22 protein-coding genes and 1 tRNA gene are annotated in these 16,587 nt (G+C 68.4%); 12 read left to right on the forward strand and 11 right to left on the reverse strand.

Going from position 1 to position 16,587, the window contains the following annotated elements:
• Positions 1–67 precede the first annotated feature (67 nt).
• Positions 68–388: a tRNA-binding protein gene (locus tag BLT27_RS01175; RefSeq protein ID WP_089731199.1), complete on the forward strand. Its 321-nt coding sequence runs from the start codon at positions 68–70 to the stop codon at positions 386–388.
• A gap of 51 nt (positions 389–439) precedes the next feature.
• Positions 440–763 (forward strand): 4Fe-4S dicluster domain-containing protein, encoded by a 324-nt coding sequence (locus tag BLT27_RS01180; protein ID WP_089731200.1) that lies wholly within the window; start codon positions 440–442, stop codon positions 761–763.
• A 42-nt stretch (positions 764–805) separates the two neighbouring features.
• On the opposite strand, the gene BLT27_RS19530 is transcribed toward BLT27_RS01180, so the two are convergent.
• Both BLT27_RS19530 and BLT27_RS01185 read right to left on the reverse strand, forming a co-directional pair.
• Positions 806–967 carry a DUF6757 family protein gene (locus tag BLT27_RS19530; protein ID WP_175526332.1) on the reverse strand — a complete coding sequence of 54 codons (162 nt, stop codon included), beginning with the start codon at positions 965–967 and terminating at the stop codon, positions 806–808.
• Positions 968–1,058: 91 nt separating this feature from the next.
• Positions 1,059–1,841: a PHP domain-containing protein gene (locus tag BLT27_RS01185; RefSeq protein WP_089731201.1), complete on the reverse strand. Its 783-nt coding sequence runs from the start codon at positions 1,839–1,841 to the stop codon at positions 1,059–1,061.
• 134 nt (positions 1,842–1,975) lie between these two features.
• On the opposite strand from BLT27_RS01185, the gene BLT27_RS01190 reads away from it, so the two are divergent.
• Positions 1,976–2,266: a DUF5789 family protein gene (locus tag BLT27_RS01190; RefSeq protein WP_089731202.1), complete on the forward strand. Its 291-nt coding sequence runs from the start codon at positions 1,976–1,978 to the stop codon at positions 2,264–2,266.
• 48 nt (positions 2,267–2,314) lie between these two features.
• Here the strand turns inward: BLT27_RS01190 and BLT27_RS01195 are convergent, their stop codons facing one another.
• A complete protein-coding gene (locus BLT27_RS01195; protein ID WP_089731203.1) occupies positions 2,315–3,322 on the reverse strand; it encodes a DUF5784 family protein in 1,008 nt (335 codons plus the stop codon).
• Positions 3,323–3,426: 104 nt separating this feature from the next.
• Here BLT27_RS01195 and BLT27_RS01200 point away from each other — a divergent pair, with 104 nt between their 5' ends.
• Both BLT27_RS01200 and BLT27_RS19535 read left to right on the forward strand, forming a co-directional pair.
• Positions 3,427–3,963 (forward strand): hypothetical protein, encoded by a 537-nt coding sequence (locus BLT27_RS01200; RefSeq protein ID WP_089731204.1) that lies wholly within the window; start codon positions 3,427–3,429, stop codon positions 3,961–3,963.
• A 39-nt stretch (positions 3,964–4,002) separates the two neighbouring features.
• Positions 4,003–4,176 carry a DUF5786 family protein gene (locus BLT27_RS19535; RefSeq protein WP_175526333.1) on the forward strand — a complete coding sequence of 58 codons (174 nt, stop codon included), beginning with the start codon at positions 4,003–4,005 and terminating at the stop codon, positions 4,174–4,176.
• Here BLT27_RS19535 and BLT27_RS01205 read toward each other — a convergent pair.
• From BLT27_RS01205 to BLT27_RS01215, 3 genes are read right to left on the reverse strand one after another with little or no spacing between them, the layout of a single operon-like run.
• A complete protein-coding gene (locus BLT27_RS01205) occupies positions 4,173–4,952 on the reverse strand; it encodes a DUF7530 family protein (RefSeq protein ID WP_245707576.1) in 780 nt (259 codons plus the stop codon). The genes BLT27_RS19535 and BLT27_RS01205 overlap by 4 nt on opposite strands.
• Entirely contained in the window at positions 4,949–5,872 is a 924-nt protein-coding gene (locus tag BLT27_RS01210) for an NAD(P)H-binding protein (RefSeq protein WP_089731205.1), read from the reverse strand. The genes BLT27_RS01205 and BLT27_RS01210 overlap by 4 nt, the downstream gene beginning before the upstream one ends.
• A 59-nt stretch (positions 5,873–5,931) precedes the next feature.
• Positions 5,932–6,816: a YkgJ family cysteine cluster protein gene (locus BLT27_RS01215; protein WP_089731206.1), complete on the reverse strand. Its 885-nt coding sequence runs from the start codon at positions 6,814–6,816 to the stop codon at positions 5,932–5,934.
• 115 nt (positions 6,817–6,931) lie between these two features.
• On the opposite strand from BLT27_RS01215, the gene BLT27_RS01220 reads away from it, so the two are divergent.
• Together BLT27_RS01220 and BLT27_RS01225 are read left to right on the forward strand one after the other, a co-directional pair.
• Positions 6,932–7,210, forward strand: coding sequence for a hypothetical protein (locus BLT27_RS01220; protein ID WP_089731207.1), 279 nt, complete (start codon positions 6,932–6,934; stop codon positions 7,208–7,210).
• Between the two features lie 25 nt (positions 7,211–7,235).
• A complete protein-coding gene (locus tag BLT27_RS01225) occupies positions 7,236–7,445 on the forward strand; it encodes a DUF7561 family protein (RefSeq protein ID WP_089731208.1) in 210 nt (69 codons plus the stop codon).
• On the opposite strand, the gene BLT27_RS01230 is transcribed toward BLT27_RS01225, so the two are convergent.
• Entirely contained in the window at positions 7,446–7,865 is a 420-nt protein-coding gene (locus BLT27_RS01230; protein ID WP_089731209.1) for an RNA-binding domain-containing protein, read from the reverse strand.
• Entirely contained in the window at positions 7,862–8,431 is a 570-nt protein-coding gene (locus BLT27_RS01235; RefSeq protein WP_089731210.1) for an AAA family ATPase, read from the reverse strand. Before BLT27_RS01235 ends, BLT27_RS01230 begins: the two co-directional genes overlap by 4 nt.
• A gap of 104 nt (positions 8,432–8,535) precedes the next feature.
• Here BLT27_RS01235 and BLT27_RS01240 point away from each other — a divergent pair, with 104 nt between their 5' ends.
• Both BLT27_RS01240 and BLT27_RS01245 read left to right on the forward strand, forming a co-directional pair.
• Complete coding sequence (locus BLT27_RS01240; protein ID WP_089731211.1) at positions 8,536–8,910, forward strand: YccF domain-containing protein; 375 nt, start codon at positions 8,536–8,538, stop codon at positions 8,908–8,910.
• 229 nt (positions 8,911–9,139) lie between these two features.
• Positions 9,140–9,245, forward strand: a tRNA-Arg gene (locus BLT27_RS01245).
• A gap of 438 nt (positions 9,246–9,683) precedes the next feature.
• On the opposite strand, the gene BLT27_RS01250 is transcribed toward BLT27_RS01245, so the two are convergent.
• A complete protein-coding gene (locus BLT27_RS01250; RefSeq protein ID WP_089731212.1) occupies positions 9,684–9,998 on the reverse strand; it encodes a hypothetical protein in 315 nt (104 codons plus the stop codon).
• 98 nt (positions 9,999–10,096) lie between these two features.
• Here BLT27_RS01250 and BLT27_RS01255 point away from each other — a divergent pair, with 98 nt between their 5' ends.
• The 3 genes from BLT27_RS01255 (at position 10,097) to BLT27_RS01265 (ending at position 14,770) form a co-directional block, all read left to right on the forward strand.
• Positions 10,097–10,531, forward strand: coding sequence for a MaoC family dehydratase (locus BLT27_RS01255; protein ID WP_089731213.1), 435 nt, complete (start codon positions 10,097–10,099; stop codon positions 10,529–10,531).
• A 312-nt stretch (positions 10,532–10,843) separates the two neighbouring features.
• A complete protein-coding gene (locus BLT27_RS01260; RefSeq protein WP_139172227.1) occupies positions 10,844–12,913 on the forward strand; it encodes a YncE family protein in 2,070 nt (689 codons plus the stop codon).
• Between the two features lie 198 nt (positions 12,914–13,111).
• Positions 13,112–14,770 carry a histidine kinase N-terminal 7TM domain-containing protein gene (locus tag BLT27_RS01265; RefSeq protein ID WP_089731215.1) on the forward strand — a complete coding sequence of 553 codons (1,659 nt, stop codon included), beginning with the start codon at positions 13,112–13,114 and terminating at the stop codon, positions 14,768–14,770.
• Between the two features lie 90 nt (positions 14,771–14,860).
• On the opposite strand, the gene BLT27_RS01270 is transcribed toward BLT27_RS01265, so the two are convergent.
• Together BLT27_RS01270 and BLT27_RS01275 are read right to left on the reverse strand one after the other, a co-directional pair.
• Positions 14,861–15,949, reverse strand: a complete 1,089-nt coding sequence (locus tag BLT27_RS01270) for an aminopeptidase (RefSeq protein ID WP_089731216.1) — start codon at positions 15,947–15,949, stop codon at positions 14,861–14,863.
• A 58-nt stretch (positions 15,950–16,007) separates the two neighbouring features.
• Positions 16,008–16,559, reverse strand: coding sequence for a DUF7529 family protein (locus BLT27_RS01275; protein ID WP_217639070.1), 552 nt, complete (start codon positions 16,557–16,559; stop codon positions 16,008–16,010).
• Positions 16,560–16,587: the final 28 nt, after the last annotated feature.

The following is a 16,587-nucleotide window of genomic DNA, read 5'->3' on the forward strand; positions in this document are numbered from 1 at the left end:
CGGCGGCGGGCGGCAAATAGCTGCAGGCTGCGGGAGCTTTAGGTGTCGGCGGTGCGACCGGGCGGCCATGAGTGGTCCGTTCGACGCCACGATTCGTGTCGCCGAAATCGTCGACGCCGAGCCGTTCCCCGAGGCGCGAAAGCCCGAGCTCGTGAAGCTCACGCTCGACGTGGGCGACGAGGAGCTCCGGTCGGCCGCCCAGCTCGGCTACCACCACGACGTGGCCGACCTCCCCGGCCGGCAGGTGCTCTGTGCGACGGACATCGGCACCGTGAACATCGCGGGCTACGTCTCCGAGGCGCTGACCATCGGTGTCCCGGGCGATGACGGCAACCCCGTGCTGGTCACACCGGACGAGGACGTGCCGCTGGGCGGCGAGCTGTACTGAGTTCGTGGTGGAGTCGGGTGGTTTTTCCCGGTCGGTCGCCGACTGACAGCCATGGCTATCGACCCGAACTTCGACGAGAACCGCGAGGCCGTCGACGAGCACGACGGACACGCCGTCTGGGGCCCCGTCGACGAACCGGACCAGCTCGGCATCCACGGCACGCACGTGGCGGTGGACTTCGACATCTGCCTCGCCGATGGCGCATGTCTGGAGGACTGTCCCGTCGACGTGTTCGAGTGGGTGGACACGCCCGGCCACCCGGAGTCGGAGATCAAGGCGGACCCGGTCAGCGAGGCCCAGTGCATCGACTGCATGCTCTGTGTCGACGTCTGTCCGGTTGACGCCATCGACGTGGACGCGAGCCGGTCGGCCTGACGGCTCATCGTCGGGAAACGAGACGAGAAACGGGACGCGGACCTACGTTCGGTCCACGTCGACTTCTTCCTTGAGCTGCTGGAGTTCGTCGGCCTCCGCGAGGTCGTCGAGCCGGTCGCGGAAGTGCTCCTCGCACAGCCCGACCTTGATGCCCTGGGATTCGACCGCGAACGCGGCATCGAGGTCGCAGTAGTGGCACTTCATGCCCACATCTTGGCGGTGCAATGGTTTGAACGCTACGCTCGCGGGCGATGCCGGTCGTGGACCCGTTACGCCCGGGCACCTGCACGCGGGTTCAGGCGAGCCGCTCGGCGAGACGGTCGTACTCCGCCTCGGCGAGCCCGGTGACGCCGAGGTCGTCGTCGTGGGCGTCGCTCCCGCCGGTGACGAACAGGTCGTACTCCGCGACGGCGCGCTCGACGAGTTCGGTATCGACGGCGTGGCCGTAGTCGTAGTACCGTTCGACGGCGGGGAGGTCGGCACAGAGTTCGAGCGCGGCCTCGGGGTCCGGGTAGCGGAACGGATGTGCGAGCGAGACCAGTCCGCAGGCCGCCGAGAGCAGGTCGCGACCCTCCTCGAAGCTGGGCACGTCGCGCGGGACGAAGCAGGGGCCGTCGTCGCCGATGAGGTGCTCGAACACCTCGCCGTACTCGTAGTCCGTGTCGGGGTGGTCGGCGACGGCGCGGGCGATGTGTGGGCGGCCGAGCCCGGGCCGGCTCTCCAGCCCGAGGTCGACCCCGAGGCGGTCCTCCACGCGGGCGATGATGGCGGCACCGCGCTCCTCGCGGTCGGTCTGGAGGTGGTCGACGAGCGCTCGGAGGTCGCCGTCGCTGTCGTCGACGCCGTAGCCGAGCAGGTCGACGCGCTGGTCGCCGGCATCGACGCGGAGCTCGATGCCGTGGACGACGGTCACGCCCTCCCGCTCGACGACCGGCGCGTCGAGCGCCGGATGGGTCCGGTCGTGGTCGGTGACGGCGACGACGGAGACCCCCGAGCGCTCGGCGGCCGCCGGCAGCTCGTCGATGGTCATGGTCCCGTCGGAGTTCGTCGTGTGGACGTGGAGGTCCGCGTACACCATACGTGCCGTTCGACCGGCCGGGGGAAACCCATTCCGACACGTCGTTTCTCTCACCTTAAGGTGTACAAGGTCCCTGGGTCGGTCGAAGGTAGTTTATGGACAATGTTTATAATTATTGTTCACCCATGACGGGTATGTTCCGCAACGGAACGGACGAGCGAATCGAGAACCAGACCTACCCACTGACAGCCGACGAACTCGCCGCGGAGCTCGGCGACGCGGAACTCGACCTGACCCACGGGTCCGAGACGGTAGCCGAGGTTCTCGACGGCATCCGCTGTGAGGAGACGTTCCAGCGGCCGGAGGACGTCCGGTTCACCCTCGTCGGCGGCGTCTCGGAGGACGCCGTCGGCCGGAAGGGCTACTCGGACCGCGACCCGACACCGCCGGGCAGCCCGGAAGCTCCCGAGACGGTCTCGTTCTGAACCACCGCGGCCCCCTGTCTCACCCGTCTTCTCGACGACTAGTCACGACTACTGGAGCGTCATCGCACTGTCCAGATACAGCGGGACGTCGCCTTTCGTGTACCCCTCCGCGGAGCCGTCGGGTCGCACCCGGTAGACGACGGCCGGCTTGTGCCGGACGTCCGGCTGTTCACCTTTGACGGTGGCCCACTGCTCGTCGGTGAACCCCGAACAGTCGACGAACAGGACGACACCGCCGCCGTGGTTGGCGAGCTGGCCGGTCGTCTTGACCTCCGCCGTGTCGCGGACCGCCACGACGGGGCTGTTCGTGCTCCGGCGGTTCGGCGGCCGCGGCCGGGTGACCTCGACGAGGTAGCTCGTGCCGTCGGGCTCGGTCGCGCGGTAGTCGAGGAAGTGCCCGGTCGTCACCTCGATTTCCGGGGTGATGTCGTAGCCGGCGTCGGTCAGCAGCTTCGCCGCGACGAACTCCGAGATGGCCGCACACATCCGCCAGTAGTCGAGCGTCTCGCTCGTGCCGAGCTTGCCCGCCATCTCCTCGCGGTCGTCGTCGAGGTAGCCCGGTCTGAGCACGGATTCGAGGTACGACAGCGCCTGGTCGGGGTCGGCGTCGGGGAACCCACACGCGCGCTCGTGGAGGAACTCGCGGGAGGTCTCGCGGCCGTCCTTCGACATCAGCACGGTGAGGAAGTACCAGCGGACGTGCGGGTAGTCGTCGAGCCACGGGGCCTCCACCGAGAGGTCGGCGATCAGCTCGCGCTGGGCCCAGCGAGCGATCTCGTAGGGCACCTCCTCCCACTCGTACTTGTCCGTGCGCCAGAGTGTGCTCGGCGTCTCGGTGTTGCCGAGCCAGTACGCCACGTCGCCGTCATAGCAGAACAGCGCCATGTCGCCGTTGTCCATCTCGAACCGCCACGCCTGCCAGCCGTTCGGCGGCTTGTAGTGCGGCGAGACGAGGTCTGCACCGAGGTTCGCGTCGAGGTCCGCCAGCAGGTCCCGGCGAACGCGGTCGTCGTCCCAGCGTTCGTGCGAGCGCCGGAAGCGGAGGGGTCGTGCCACACCCGGCGATTGGTCGGCTTCGTTTAAACGGGTTCGGGTGGGGCGGTGAAACAGCTGTTGCAGCTTCCCCCGTCGTTACGGAGAGCGAGCGTCTCCGACATAGTATGCCATGGCGAGCCCTCCCGTTCGTCGTGCTCCTCGTGACCGCCGGCTGTCTCGGCGGTGTCGGGTCGGAGACGACGACGGGCACGGCCGATGAACCGGCACAGGTCACGTATCCAGAGCCACCGGCCTCGGTGTCGAACGAGTCGGCAACCGAGTTCGCGAGCGCGTACGAGCGGGCGCTGGCGACCGAACGGGCCCGGAACGTCTCGTCGGGGGAGGTACAGGACGTCGACGTGAGCGTGACCGACGTATCGGTCCACTCGAACACCGACGAGGGTGTCCTCGTCCACGTCGAGTACATGGTCGGCGTCCGGGTCGAGGAGCGGTCGGGCGCAGTCACCGTCTCGGACACCCGCTACACCGCGAACTACTACGTCACGAACGAGACTGTCCGCCGTGCGGCGACGACCGGAATCGCCCGAACCGGGCCGAACCCCCGAACGAACGGGACGACGGTCGCGTCGAGCCGCTCGGCACTCCGACTCGACACCACGTATCACATCGGCCCACCCCTCTGCCCCCGGTTTCGCCGATAGTTTGATAAGGAGCAGCGACGAACCATGGGCCGTATTGCCATGTCAATGGGTGCCTACGACGACGACGAGCACGAGCGGCGCGAGCAGCAGGCCAGTCGGGTCGATACCGACTTCGACGACGAGCGGACCATCCATCACGGGGAGGTCGAGTACGACTCGGGAGAGTCGACAGAGGACCTGCTCGAGCAGTTCGAGCAGATAAAGTCCGATTAGGCGTCGTTCTGCCGACGGACGCTCAGTCCCACCGAGAGCGACGTGGCCAGCGTGACTGCCACGACGTGGGCGACGACGACCGCCGAGAGCACCGGCCGGCCGAGGATGAACGGCACGAGCAGCAGCTGTGCGATGGCGAACCAGAGGTTCAGCAGGTCGGCCCTGGCGAACGCCCACGAGGTCTCGCGGTCGAACTCGTAGACGTACGACCGCCAGATGGCGACGACCCCGGCCCACCAGCCGGTGCCGATGCGGTAGGCAACGTCCCAGAGGATGAGCAGCATCAGGTACACCGCGAGCACCGGCGGCTCCTGGCCGAACAGGCTCTCGATGAGCGGGTCCGACGAGCGTGCGGGGTCGACGACGAACAGGTGCGTGACGACCGCGATGAACGCGAGCACGCCGAGGACGACCTCGACGCTCGACCCGAACAGGAGCCGCTGGTAGCCGTCGGGCGTCGGGAGCCGCCGGATGGAGTCGCCGAGCCGGAGCATCAGCGCGCTGCCGACGGCGGCGACCGCGACGGCGGCGGTCCCCGCCGGCACCGCCGACCAGAGGTCGTAGTACCACGCCAGCAACAGCAGTGCGGCCTCGAAGCCGAGCAGCTGGATGGTGACGGCCGCACGCTCCGAGAGCTCGATGCCGGGGAGCGCGCCCACGATGCTCTCGTACACCCACGTCTCCCCGAACTCCTCCTTCGACCCGCGGGGCGACTCCGCGGGCGTGCCTGTCGTCGCCGCGTCGCCGCCTGACTGGTCGGCCGACCCGTCGCTCATCTCGCCCCCTCCACGGGGATCGGTTCCGGTGCCTGGTCGTCGTCCCGCAGCGCTCGACGGACCGCGACCTCGAACGGCGTCAGCTCGACGCCGACGAGGTCCGTGATGCTGTCGTCGGTGGCGACGACCGGGTTCCGGAGGCCGGCGATGAGCGGCCGCGCGACGCCCTTCGGCACGCTTGTCACGAGGCCGACCCAGTACGCCGACAGCTCCGGAGAGAGGACCGGGACGGGGAGGACACGGAGCCGCTGTCCGGTGAGCCGTGCCGTCGTCTCCAGCATCTCGCGGTAGCTGAGCACGTCCGGGCCGCCGATCTCGAACGTTCGGCCGGCAGTCTCCGGGACGGCCAGTACGCCGACGAGGTAGGCGACCACGTCGTCGATGGCGATCGGCTGGCACGGGGTCGACACCCACTTCGGTGTCACCATCAGGGGGAGCTGCTTGACGAGCTGGTAGACCATCCGGAAACTGGCGCTGCCCGCACCGACGATGATCGCCGCGCGGAGCGTCGTCAGCTCGAACTCGCCCGCCTCGAGCAGGTGTTCGACCTCGCGGCGCGAGCGCAGGTGCTCGGAGAGCCGGTCACGTTCCTCGCCGAGGCCGCCGAGGTAGACGACGCGGGAGACGCCCGCCGCGTCCGCCGCGTCGACGAAGTTCCGTGCCGCGCGGCGGTCGCGGTCCTCGAAGTCGCCGCCGGACTGCATCGAGTGGACGAGGTAGTACGCCGCGTCGACGCCCTCGAACGCGGGGGGGAGCGTCTCGGGGTCGAGCAGGTCGCCGCCGACCACGGTCACGCCGTCGGGGACGTCGTACCGGTCGGGGTCACGGACGAGCGCGACCACGTCGTGGCCGGCGTCCCGCAGCGGGGGGACGAGATGGCCGCCGACGAAGCCGGTCGCACCGGTGACGAGCACGCGCATACCGTCACGAAAGGGTGGCTCCTGCATAAAGCGTCACCCCGACTCGTTCCCGGCGTGAATCACCCGACAGCGTCCCAGCCCGGTGTCCCGGGTGCGCCGGCATCGTCCTCGACGCGCTCGACGACCGAGACGGCCGGCGCAGTCTCTCCGTCGCCGGTAGCCCAGGCGGTCCAGTACTCGACCGCACTCGTCACCCAGGACTCCGCGGACAGCACCGCCTCGCGGTACGTCTCGTAGTGTGGCTCGCTGTGCTCGGTGGTTCCGGGGGCCGAGGCGGCCGCCCAGCCGACGAACGCGGCGCGGTCCGCCGGCGTCAGCGTTCCCGCGGCCGCCCGGCTCGCGATGCCAGTCAGCTCGTCCGGCTCCGGGTGGACGAACACCTTCTCGCCGAGCGCCTGCGGGCCGAGCAGCAGCCCGCCGACCGACTCGGGGGGCTCGTCGTCGACCAGCCGGTCGCCGCCGAACGCGTCCTCGACCCGCTCGCACTCGGTCTGGCGCTCCAGCAGGAGGTTGTGGCCCGGGTAGTCGGCACACTCCGACGGGTACCGGTCGTCGCCGTGGAGACGACACTGGAGCGTCCGCGGGTCGAGGAACACGCAGCTTCGGAGCCAGCAGGCCTCGTCCGTGCCGACCGGCGCGACCGGCTTCGGCGTCTTCCGCAGGCCGACGAAGAACGCCGGCTGGCCGCCGATGGCCGCGACCCGGTGCCCGTCGACGACGACGGCGTCGTCCGCGTCCGGGGGCGCGGTCCAGAGCCGGGGGACCAGTGCGTCGCCCAGGCCGTCGTCACAGAAGCGCCGGACCTCCGCCCGGGTCAGCGGCACGAGGTTGTAGACGTCGTCGAGTGGCTCGTGCAGCCCGCGGCGCTCGTGGTCGCTCGGGCGGTCCGTGAGCGGCCGCCAGTCGACACAGCAGCCCGCACAGCCCTCGCAGTCGACCTCCATGCCCAACGGGTTCGTGCGCCAGCGGCAAATCGGTGCCCCCCGACCGTCGCACGTCTCAATAGTCCTCTATATCGCACCCAAACCTATTCCATAGATGAGTGTGAAGGGCGCTCACATGGTGATGGGCAGAAACGGTGGTGTCCGGGTGGTCGCGAACCGCGAGGTGGTCGCGAGCTTCGCACTCCTGGCATCGCTGGTCGCACTCGGACGGCTCACGACACTCGGGCCGCTCGAGACACCGGGCACACTGCTGGTCGAGGGGTACCAACTGGTCGAAGCGTTCCTGACGAACGTAGTCGCCGTCTCCGCACCGACCGTCGTGCTGTTCCTGGTGTACCTCTACGTCCTCGCGGTCGGCGTCGCCTGGGTGGTCCGTAGCACGGGAAAGAGCTAACGCCGTCCGGCCTCCAGGGTCGAGCGTGAGCACGGACCCTTGCGACGGCTGTGACACCCCGGTGAAGATCCGTGGCGGTATCGGCGACTTCTGGTCGTTCTTCGGCGGCAGCGACGACGCCGAAGGGATGCTGTTGACGTTCGACAGCGACGGCTCCGAGCACCTGCTCTGCTACGACTGCATCGAGAAGCTACCGGACGAGCCAACTGCGGCCGACGTGTCGGCCCTGGAGTAATCAGCGCTCGTCGCGCGACTCGACGGGTCTGCCCTCCTCGGTCGGCGGGGCGACGTAGTCCACGAACGCCTCGACCGACGGCTCCGTGACCCGCATCCGGACGTGGATGTCCCCCAGTTCGTCGGGGTTGCCGACGGCGAAGTTGACCACACCCTGGAACGCCGCCTGCTTCTTCAGGTCGAACTCGACGACGTTCCCGTCCCGGTGCTCGAAGAACTGGCCCCGTGCGGTGTCGAGGATGGCCTGCTCGTGCAGCAGTTCGGAGAAGTGGTCGACCTGGTGGGTCGTCGCGAGCAGTTCGCCCGGGTGCTCCTCGACCGAGGCCTCGGGGAAGATGTTCCGGATGGCGTCGGCGACCCGGTCGGTAACCTCCGTGTCCGTCACCGGTGCGGTGACCTGCACCTCGACGCTGTAGATCATCTGCGCACCTCCGAGACGGCCGCTGGCCCCTCGGCGAGCAGCGCCTCGATCTGCTCGCGGAACGCCGCCAGCGTGTCGGTGTTGTCGATGACGAGGTCGGCCCGTTCCATCGCGTCGTCCATGCCGAAGCCGCGCTCGCGCTCGTCGCGCTCGCGGAGACTCTCACCGTCCTCGTCGGTCCGGTCCCGGCCGCGCTCGGCCAGTCGTTCCTTCCGGACCTCGAAGGGTGCCTCGATGCTCACGAGGACGAAGTCGTCACCGAACGCGGCCTCGAACGTGTCGAGTTCGACCCCGGAACGCAGGCCGTCCACGAGCACGGTGTCGTTGTCCACGAGGTGGTCGCGGATCATGGGTAGCGACCGCTGGGCGATGGCGTCGGGGCCGTTCTCCTCGCGCAGCGCCTGTGCGATGCGGCCGTGGTGCTCGGCCGGGTCGAGCCCGCGGTCGCGACACTCCTGCCGGATGACGTCGCCCATCGTCACGACGGGGATGCCGTGCTCGCGGGCCACGTTCGCCGCCTCGCCCTTGCCGCTCCCGGGGAGGCCGACTGTTCCGATGACGGTCATCGGCCGAGAGTTGTCGTGACGGCGGCTTAACCCCACCGCTCTCCCGCTGCCGACCGCTCGCGTCGCCGGCAACGCTTTTCGCCCGTCGGCGCATCCGTACACGTATGGCCCGCTCCCTCCTCGTCCGTGCCGTGTGGTTCCTCCTCGTCGGCTGGTGGCTCACCTTCCTCGCCATCAACGCCGCGTGGTTCCTGAACGTCACCGTCGTCGGCCTCCCCGTCGGTATCAAGCTCATCAACCGCGTCCCGACGCTGCTGACGCTGAAGGAGCGCCGCGACCCTATCGACGCCGACGCCGGTCGCAGCCAGCACTCGCTGCTCGTCCGGGCGGCCTACTTCCTGCTCGTCGGCTGGTGGCTCAGCTTCCTCTGGGCGAACCTCGCGTGGGCGCTCGCGGCGTCCATCGTCGGCCTGCCCGTCGCCATCGTGATGTTCAACTACCTGCCGTATCTGACCTCGCTCTACCGGTTCGACGGCTGAGCGAGGACGACCAGCGAGCCCGACGCGAACCGCTCGAAGCCGAGCCCCCTCGCCAGCGCGATAGACCACGGCCACGCAGCCGGCGTCGAGCGCCCGTTCCGTCGCCGGCTGCGTGGTCGTGCCGATGTCCCCCCGCGAAAACAGTTCGACCGGTGTGTGGGCCCGTCGCACCAGCCGCGCCGGTCGAATCCCGACCGTTTTTCTACGATGGCGACATAGCCGGAATCGAGGGCACGTAGCTCAGCCTGGATAGAGCGTCGGACTTCTATCCGCACGCACCTCTGGTGGTGTGGGAAGACATCCGATGGTCGTGGGTTCAAATCCCATCGTGCTCGTCTGTCGTCACGAACCGGTGAGTAACGACGACGAGCAGCCGTGGGATTTGAGCCAGGGAGCGGAACGCAGTGGAGCGACCGTGGTTCAAATCCCGTCGTACTCGCTCGCTGCGCTCGCTCGCGGGACTCCCATCGTGCTCGTCTGTCCTATCGTGCTCTCCTGTGTCGACACCCGGATGCCTGCCACGCCACGGTCGTTTAATCCGAACCGGGAGACGCTAGACTGCTAGCCTCGCTATTGATGTATGTTGACACAGTACGAGGGCGTGCGTCGTCGGGGATGTTCCCGGCGGTCCGGCCGGTCGGGTACCACCGACCGGAACCGTCGGTCCCCACAGGGGGGACGGGAGCGGCGGTGCGGTGGGCCGCCGCGGGATACGATCCGGCGATGCGAAGGGGGGGTCCAGTGCCGTCGGGCTGAGTCGGCCAGTGTGCGGACTACCCGGGCGTCGTAGGCGTTCGGTCCGTCGTCCTGATTCGGACGAAGCCGTACAGGGTACAGCCCGCCGCCACGAGGAGGGCGACCGCGTGGACGGCGGGGTGGACGCCGAGGTTGGAGAGCAGTCCGAGACCGTTCTCGAACGCGACCATCGTGACGACGAACAGCGCGCTCCCGGCCTGGAAGACGGCGAGGGCGCGCCGTCGTTCCGGGGAGACGCCGCGTCGTTGGCGGACCAGCTCCGAGCGGACGAGGACCAGCACGCTCGCGACCACGAGGCCGCCGACGAGTAGCCAGTCCGTGAGTACCGACATCGTTTCGTAGTATCGAACACCGACACAAAAACGTTGGCTCCCCGTCCACCCGTCGGTGCGATATTGGGGTTTTAGTCGACGCCAGCCGAGACTGCGGTATGGAGTACTTCGAGGACATCGCGGTCGGCGACACCGACGACTACGGCAGCTACACGGTCGACGCCGAGGAGATCATGGAGTTCGCGGGGCAGTACGACCCGCAGCCGTTCCACACCGACGAGGAGGCCGCCGCGGAGAGCCTCTTCGGCGGGCTGGTGGCGAGCGGCTGGCACACCAGCGCCATCACGATGCGGCTACTGGTCACGGGCATCTTCCCCGAGACCTCCGCGATGGGCGCGGTCGGGGTCGACGAGCTGCGCTGGCCGAACCCGGTGCGGCCGGGCGACGAACTCCACGTCGAGACGGAGGTACTGGAGACCGAGGCGGACTACCGGCCCGGCGTCGGCCTCGTCCGGAGCCGGGTGGAGACGTTCGACGCCGAGGGCGAACTGAAACAGCACTTCGTGAGCCGAGCGTTGTACGGGCAGCGGTGACGCCACAGTCGACGATAGGTCGGCTCCCCGACTACTTTACGGCGACGCCACGCCGACCCGACACCCGAGGCAGCTAGTGTCCGCTCGGCGGTCGACCGGACAGGACCTGGCCGACTATCGGCGATACTGCGCCGTTGAACTTTCTACGGCCGCCGAACGGGAGCTGCTGAACCACGCCACCGATGGTATACTGCCCATACTGGCAGCCATGGACGGGTTCCTGTGGCAATAACTATCGGCTATGTTTATATATGCCAGCTGAGAACAACGGCAGGTGTGGGGGTGCACTGCCCCGCGCAGGAGGAGACTTACATGACAGATGTGAAGACAATCGCCACGGGAATCGACGCCGCAATCGGCTGCGACTATCGGCGGACCGAACGCGCGCTGTACTTCGTCGAGTACGGCGGCAGCATCGCACGCTACGACCTCGTCCGGGACGCCGTCGGAACGGTCTCGACGGGGACGGACACCATCATGGGGACGTACCAGTACGACCTCGACACCGGCCAGCAGGGGGCCGCCGGCGACGACGACGTCTGGTGGGAGATCATCACCGACGGCGAGCGCAAGCTCGTCTCGCTGGAGGACGCCGCCATCGCGTACCTCGGGGACGTCGACTACGACGGCATCTCGTCGGCCGAGGTGCAGGACCTCGACTACGACCGGTCGCGTGACCTGAGCGGCAGCGACGACGACAACGAGCTGTTCGAGGGTGCCGTGTTCGCGGTCCGGACGAACGACGACAACTACGCGAAGGTCGAGGTGCTCGACCACGGAGACGACCTGCAGATCCGGTACCGGACCTACGAGCTGCAGGACGCGTACCAGGAGCTCGGCACGGGCTACGACCGCCCGGAGGATATCGTGCTCGGGAGCGACGGCATCCACGCCTACGTCACCGAACGCGGCGGCGACGTGCTCCGCGTCGACCTGGAGGACGCCGACCGGAGCCAGGCGACCGTGCTCACGAGCGGGCTCACGAGACCACACCAGCTCGCGCTCGACGAGGACCACAGCCAGGCGTACGTCGTGGAGTACGACGACGACGGCCGGCTGCTCCGCATCGACCTCACCTCCGGGGCCGTCGACGAACGCTACAGCGGGCTCGACGGCGCTGCCGGCCTGCTCGTCGACGACGAGCGGGAGTTCGCCTACGTGACAGAGCAGCGCGACGGTGGCGCGAGCGGCGTCCTCACCCGCATCGAGCTCGCGACCGGTGCGGACGAGGTGCTGGTCGGGAGCCTGACCGCTCCGTTCATGCTCTCGTGGGGGAGCCCGACGGAGGACCGCGTCGTGTTCACCGAGCGCGACCCCGAGAACGCCGTCTCCATGGTCGACCTCACGACGCTCGACGTTGACACGCTCGTCGACGACGTGCCGTTCCGGCCGTCGAGCGTCGCGCTCGTCAGCGAGGACGAACTACTCGTCTGCAGCGACGACGTGCTCGCGGCCGTCGACCTCGCCGCCGACCTCTACCCGGCGGACGCGCCGCTGTTCATGGGTATCGGTCACGTCCCCGTCACCGACATCTCGGCGGACGGCTACGCCACCACGCAGGGCCCGGGCTATCCGCTCCAGACCGAGAGCGCCCCGTTCGGCGGACGGCTCCCCCTCATGCTCAACCACGAACGCGCCTACCACGACACGGGGGCGCGCTACTACCGCCTGCTCGTCGACGGCGACGAGCCACGCCAGAGCTGGCGACAGCTCAAGTGGACGACCAGCACGAACCGGTTCGAACCCGAGGCCGTCTCGGCGTCCAGCGGCGGCTACTATCCGGTCCACCGCCCCGGCGAGATCTGGTACAACAGCCGGCTGGGCTACAAGCTCGGGACCGGCTGGCTCACCAACGGCGAACACACCATCACGGTGAAGTTCTACAGCGACCGGGACCGCAGCACCCTCGTCGACCAGGAGCACGTCGACGTCCACATCGACAACCAGCACCCGCGCGCCGAGATCGGGACCATCTATCACAAGCTCCCGCCCGGCGCGGCGTCCACGGAGGAGGAGATCGGGGCCTGCGGTATCGTCGACGGCGGCACCGACGAGTTCCAGCTCGGCGTCACCGCCCACGACCCCGAGGGCCACCTCCGGAGCTGGTCGCTGCGGACGCTCTGGGGCGACAACCAGAGCGCCACCATCGCGAGTGACAGCTACGACAACCACGACGCGTCGGTCAGCTGGGCCGGCATCCAGGACAGCCGCGAACCGGGAGGCTGGTGGTCGGTGTACGCCCTCGAGTCCGACTCCGCCCGTCAGTGCGCCCACACGTTCTACCTCGACGTGTGGGGTCGGACGGTGAACGGGTACCACCACGTCCACCGCTCGCGCTACCACAAGTCGATCACGATGCTGATGCCGGACCCGAGTCCCTGAGCCGGCGCCGACACCCGGCTTCCTGACGGAGGCTCCGGCAACAGCCATCCCGAGTGGGCGACGACTGCCCCCGTCTGGCTCCGATAGCGATAGTCGGAACCGGGCGCGAGCGGCGATTTCTGTCGGTTTCTCGGAATTCACGACCCGAGTTAGCACGGCTCCCGATAGACACATACCGGTTGGTCCTCTGTCACCTCCATGGTCGATGCCGCACCGCTCCTTCCGGGACTGATGCTGCTGTCGGCGGCGACGAGTGCGAGCATCGCCAGCTATCTCGTCCTCCGGCTTCGACGCTCGACGCCGGTGCCCGGGGCACGCTCGTTCCTCCTGGTCGCCGTCTCGGCCGCTGTCTGGTGCCTCGGTGTGGCGCTGGTGCTGTGGGAGCCGACGCTCGGGGGGATGGCCGCGCTGTCTACGATCTCCTGGCTGGGCATGACGGGCCTCGCCGTCGGCTGGCCAGCGTTCGTGCTGGAGTACACTCGGTCGGTCGACGCGTTCCGAGCCCGGGTGCTCGGGCCGCTGGCGGCAGTGCCCGCTGCCACCTTTCTGGGCCTCTTCGTCGCGAACGACCTGCTTGTACACGAGGTGCACAGGGAAACTGTCGGCAGCCTCTCGACGCTCGACGGAACGCCGGGGCCGCTGCTGGTCGTGTTCGTCCTCTACACCTACGTCGTGAACGTAGGGACGCTGGCGCTGCTGGCACAGCACTACCGAGAAGCCGGCGACAAGGTCCGCCCGCAGACGGGCGCGTTGCTCGTCGCCGGCGCGCTCCCGTTCACCGTCAGCATCGCCAGCCTGCTCGGCGTGACCCCGTTCCAGCCGGTCGACCTGACCCCGTTCGTGTTCTCCGTAACGAACGTCGTCGTACTCGTCGCGCTGTTCCGGTACGAACTGTTCCGGCTCGTCCCGGTCGCCCGGACGACGCTGGTCGAGGAGCTGACCGACGGGGTGCTCGTCGTCGCCCCCGAAGGCCGCATCGTCGACGCCAACCCGGCGGCGAGTGCGCTGCTCGGGACGGACGACCTCGTCGGGCGCCGCGTCGACGACCTGCGATACGACATCGGTCTCGATAGCCCCACTGACACCACGTTCTCCGTCGAAGAGGCCGACGGAACCCGCCACGTCGAGGTCACGGTCTCGAACATCCGCACGCCAGGCGAGGGCGTCACGGGCTCGCTCGTCGTGCTCCACGACGTGACCGAACAGCGCGAACGCGAGGCGTTGCTCGAGGAGACGAACGAACGTCTCGACGAGTTCGCGAGCGTCGTGAGCCACGACCTCCGGAACCCGCTCACCATCTCCCAGGGCTACGTCGACCTCCTCCGCGAGCGTCACGCCGACCCCGACCTGGAGGAGATCGCCGACGCGAACGCCCGCATGCAGGAGATCATCGACGACACGCTCCGCCTCGCCAGACTGGAGACGCAGGCCCTCGACGAGGAGTGGGTGTCGCTCCACGCGGCTGCCGTCGACGCCTGGGAGCTCGTCGAGACCGGCGACGCCACGCTCGCGGTCGACGCGGACGCCTCGGTGTACGCCGACCCCGGCCGGCTCCAGACCCTGCTCGAGAACTGCTTCCGGAACAGCGTGGAACACGGCTCACCCGACGGCGGCACCGACCTCACCGTCTCTGTCGGCGTGCTCGACGACGGCTTCTACGTCGCCGACGACGGCGTCGGCGTCCCCGATGCGGTCCGCGACGACCTCTTCGAGATGGGCGTCTCCACCGACGAGGACGGCACCGGGTTCGGGCTGGCAATCGTCCAACGGACCGCGCAGGACCACGGCTGGACCGTCGAACTCGTCGCCGACGACGGCGCCCGGTTCGAGGTGCGCGGCGTCGACGTACGCTCCTGAGGCGTCACGGCCGTCTCGCTGTTCGAACGGACTCGGGGCGAGCGGGAGAAGGCGTCGTGCCGCCGTCAGATGCGACCTGTTCCGTCGAGGTCAGAACCCGTCTTCGAACCTGAAGGTCCCGTCGCGCTGGACGACGTCGCCGTCGACCTCGATGAAGCTGTCCTCGCTCATGTCGACGATCATGTCGACGTGGACGGCGGACTCGTTCTGCTCGTTGTCCTCGCCGACGTTGGCCTCGTAGGCGCGCCCGACGGCCATGTGGACGGTGTCGCCCATCTTCTCGTCGAACAGCATGTTGTACGTGAACCGGTCGATGTCGCGGTTCATGCCGATGCCCAGTTCGCCCAGCCGCCGCGCGCCGTCGTCGGCGTTCAGTACCTCGGTCAGCACCTCCTCGTTCTTCTCCGCCGAGTGCTCGACGACCTCGCCGTCCTCGAAGACGAGGTGGACGCCGGTGACCTCCCGTCCCTGGTGGTACAGCGGCTTGTCGAACAGCACCTCGCCCTCGACCGAATCGGGCACGGGGGCGGTGAACACCTCGCCGCCGGGCAGGTTGTGCTTGCCCGTGTCGTTTATCGTCGTGTTGCCCGCGACGGACATCGTCACGTCGGTCGTGTCGCCACTGACGATGCGGACCTCCTCGGCGGGGTCCAGGAGCTCCACCATCTGTGCCTGGAACTCGCCCTGTTCGTCCCAGTCCTTGTTGACGGCGTCCCAGACGAAGTTCTCGTAGCCCTCGGTGCTCATCTCCGCGAGCTGGGCGTTCGCGCCGGCGGGGTACTGGGTGAGCACCCAGCGCTTCGAGAGCCGCTCGTCGAGCAGGGGCTTGCGCGCCGTGTCGTACTCGCGGGACGTCACCGGGTCGATGTCGGCGGTCTCGGTCACGTTCGCGTCGCCGCGGATGGCGATGTAGACGTCCATCTCCTCGAACAGCGCCATCTCGTGGCTCGGCAGCTCGAACTCGCCGTCGTGGTTGCGCAGGTACGCCCGTCGGAAGCGTGTCCCGGTGCGCTGGCTGACCGCCAGCGGGTTCGCACCGACGTCCGCACACGTCTCGAACAGGGCCGTGACGAGGTCCTCCGCGACGGGGTGGGCGTCGATGACCACGTTGTCGCCGGGCTGGAGGGACGCGGAGTGCTCGGCGACGATACGTGCGTGCTCGCGAACTCGTGGGTCCATACCGGTACTCGCGCCGGTGTTCGGTTATCGGTTTCGGTGCGAAACCCGGTGGAGAGAATCAGACCTCGGGCTTCCAGTCGTCGATACGCTCGGCGTAGGGCACGAACTTCTCGTGGGAGTCGTGCTTGAACACGCCCAGGATGGTCCCGTCGAGCTTCTGGACGTACGTGTAGAACTCGCCCGCGTCCTCGGCGTCGTGGACCATGCCGGGGGCGTGGCGCAGCTCGTACTGTGCGGCGACGAAGACGGCGGTCTCCGTCTCCTGGTCGCGGTACTCCACGACGAGGAACACGTTCCCGTCGACCTCGCGGCGGTACACCTCGTACTCGGGGAACTCCTTGTCCCCGAACACCTCGGTGAACTCCTCGCCGTGGTTCGACGGGACGACGAACACCAGCCCGAAGCGGTCGTCGTCGCCCACCCCGCGGTGCTGTGCGCCGGTGCTCCCGGCCATCATCGTGACCGTCTCCCAGCCCGCTTCCTCGCGTTCGTCCGCCAGTGCCTCCATGTCCTCGAGTGCGCCCTGCCAGGCGTTCTTCAGGACCTCTGCGTTGTTCGCGATTCGGTCGACGTACTCTTCGTCGTGTTCACTCTCGGGGACATCTGGCATATCAGCACACACGAAACGGAGCCGGATA

Origin of the sequence: Haloarchaeobius iranensis (genome assembly GCF_900103505.1) — an archaeon.
Lineage (GTDB): Archaea > Halobacteriota > Halobacteria > Halobacteriales > Natrialbaceae > Haloarchaeobius > Haloarchaeobius iranensis.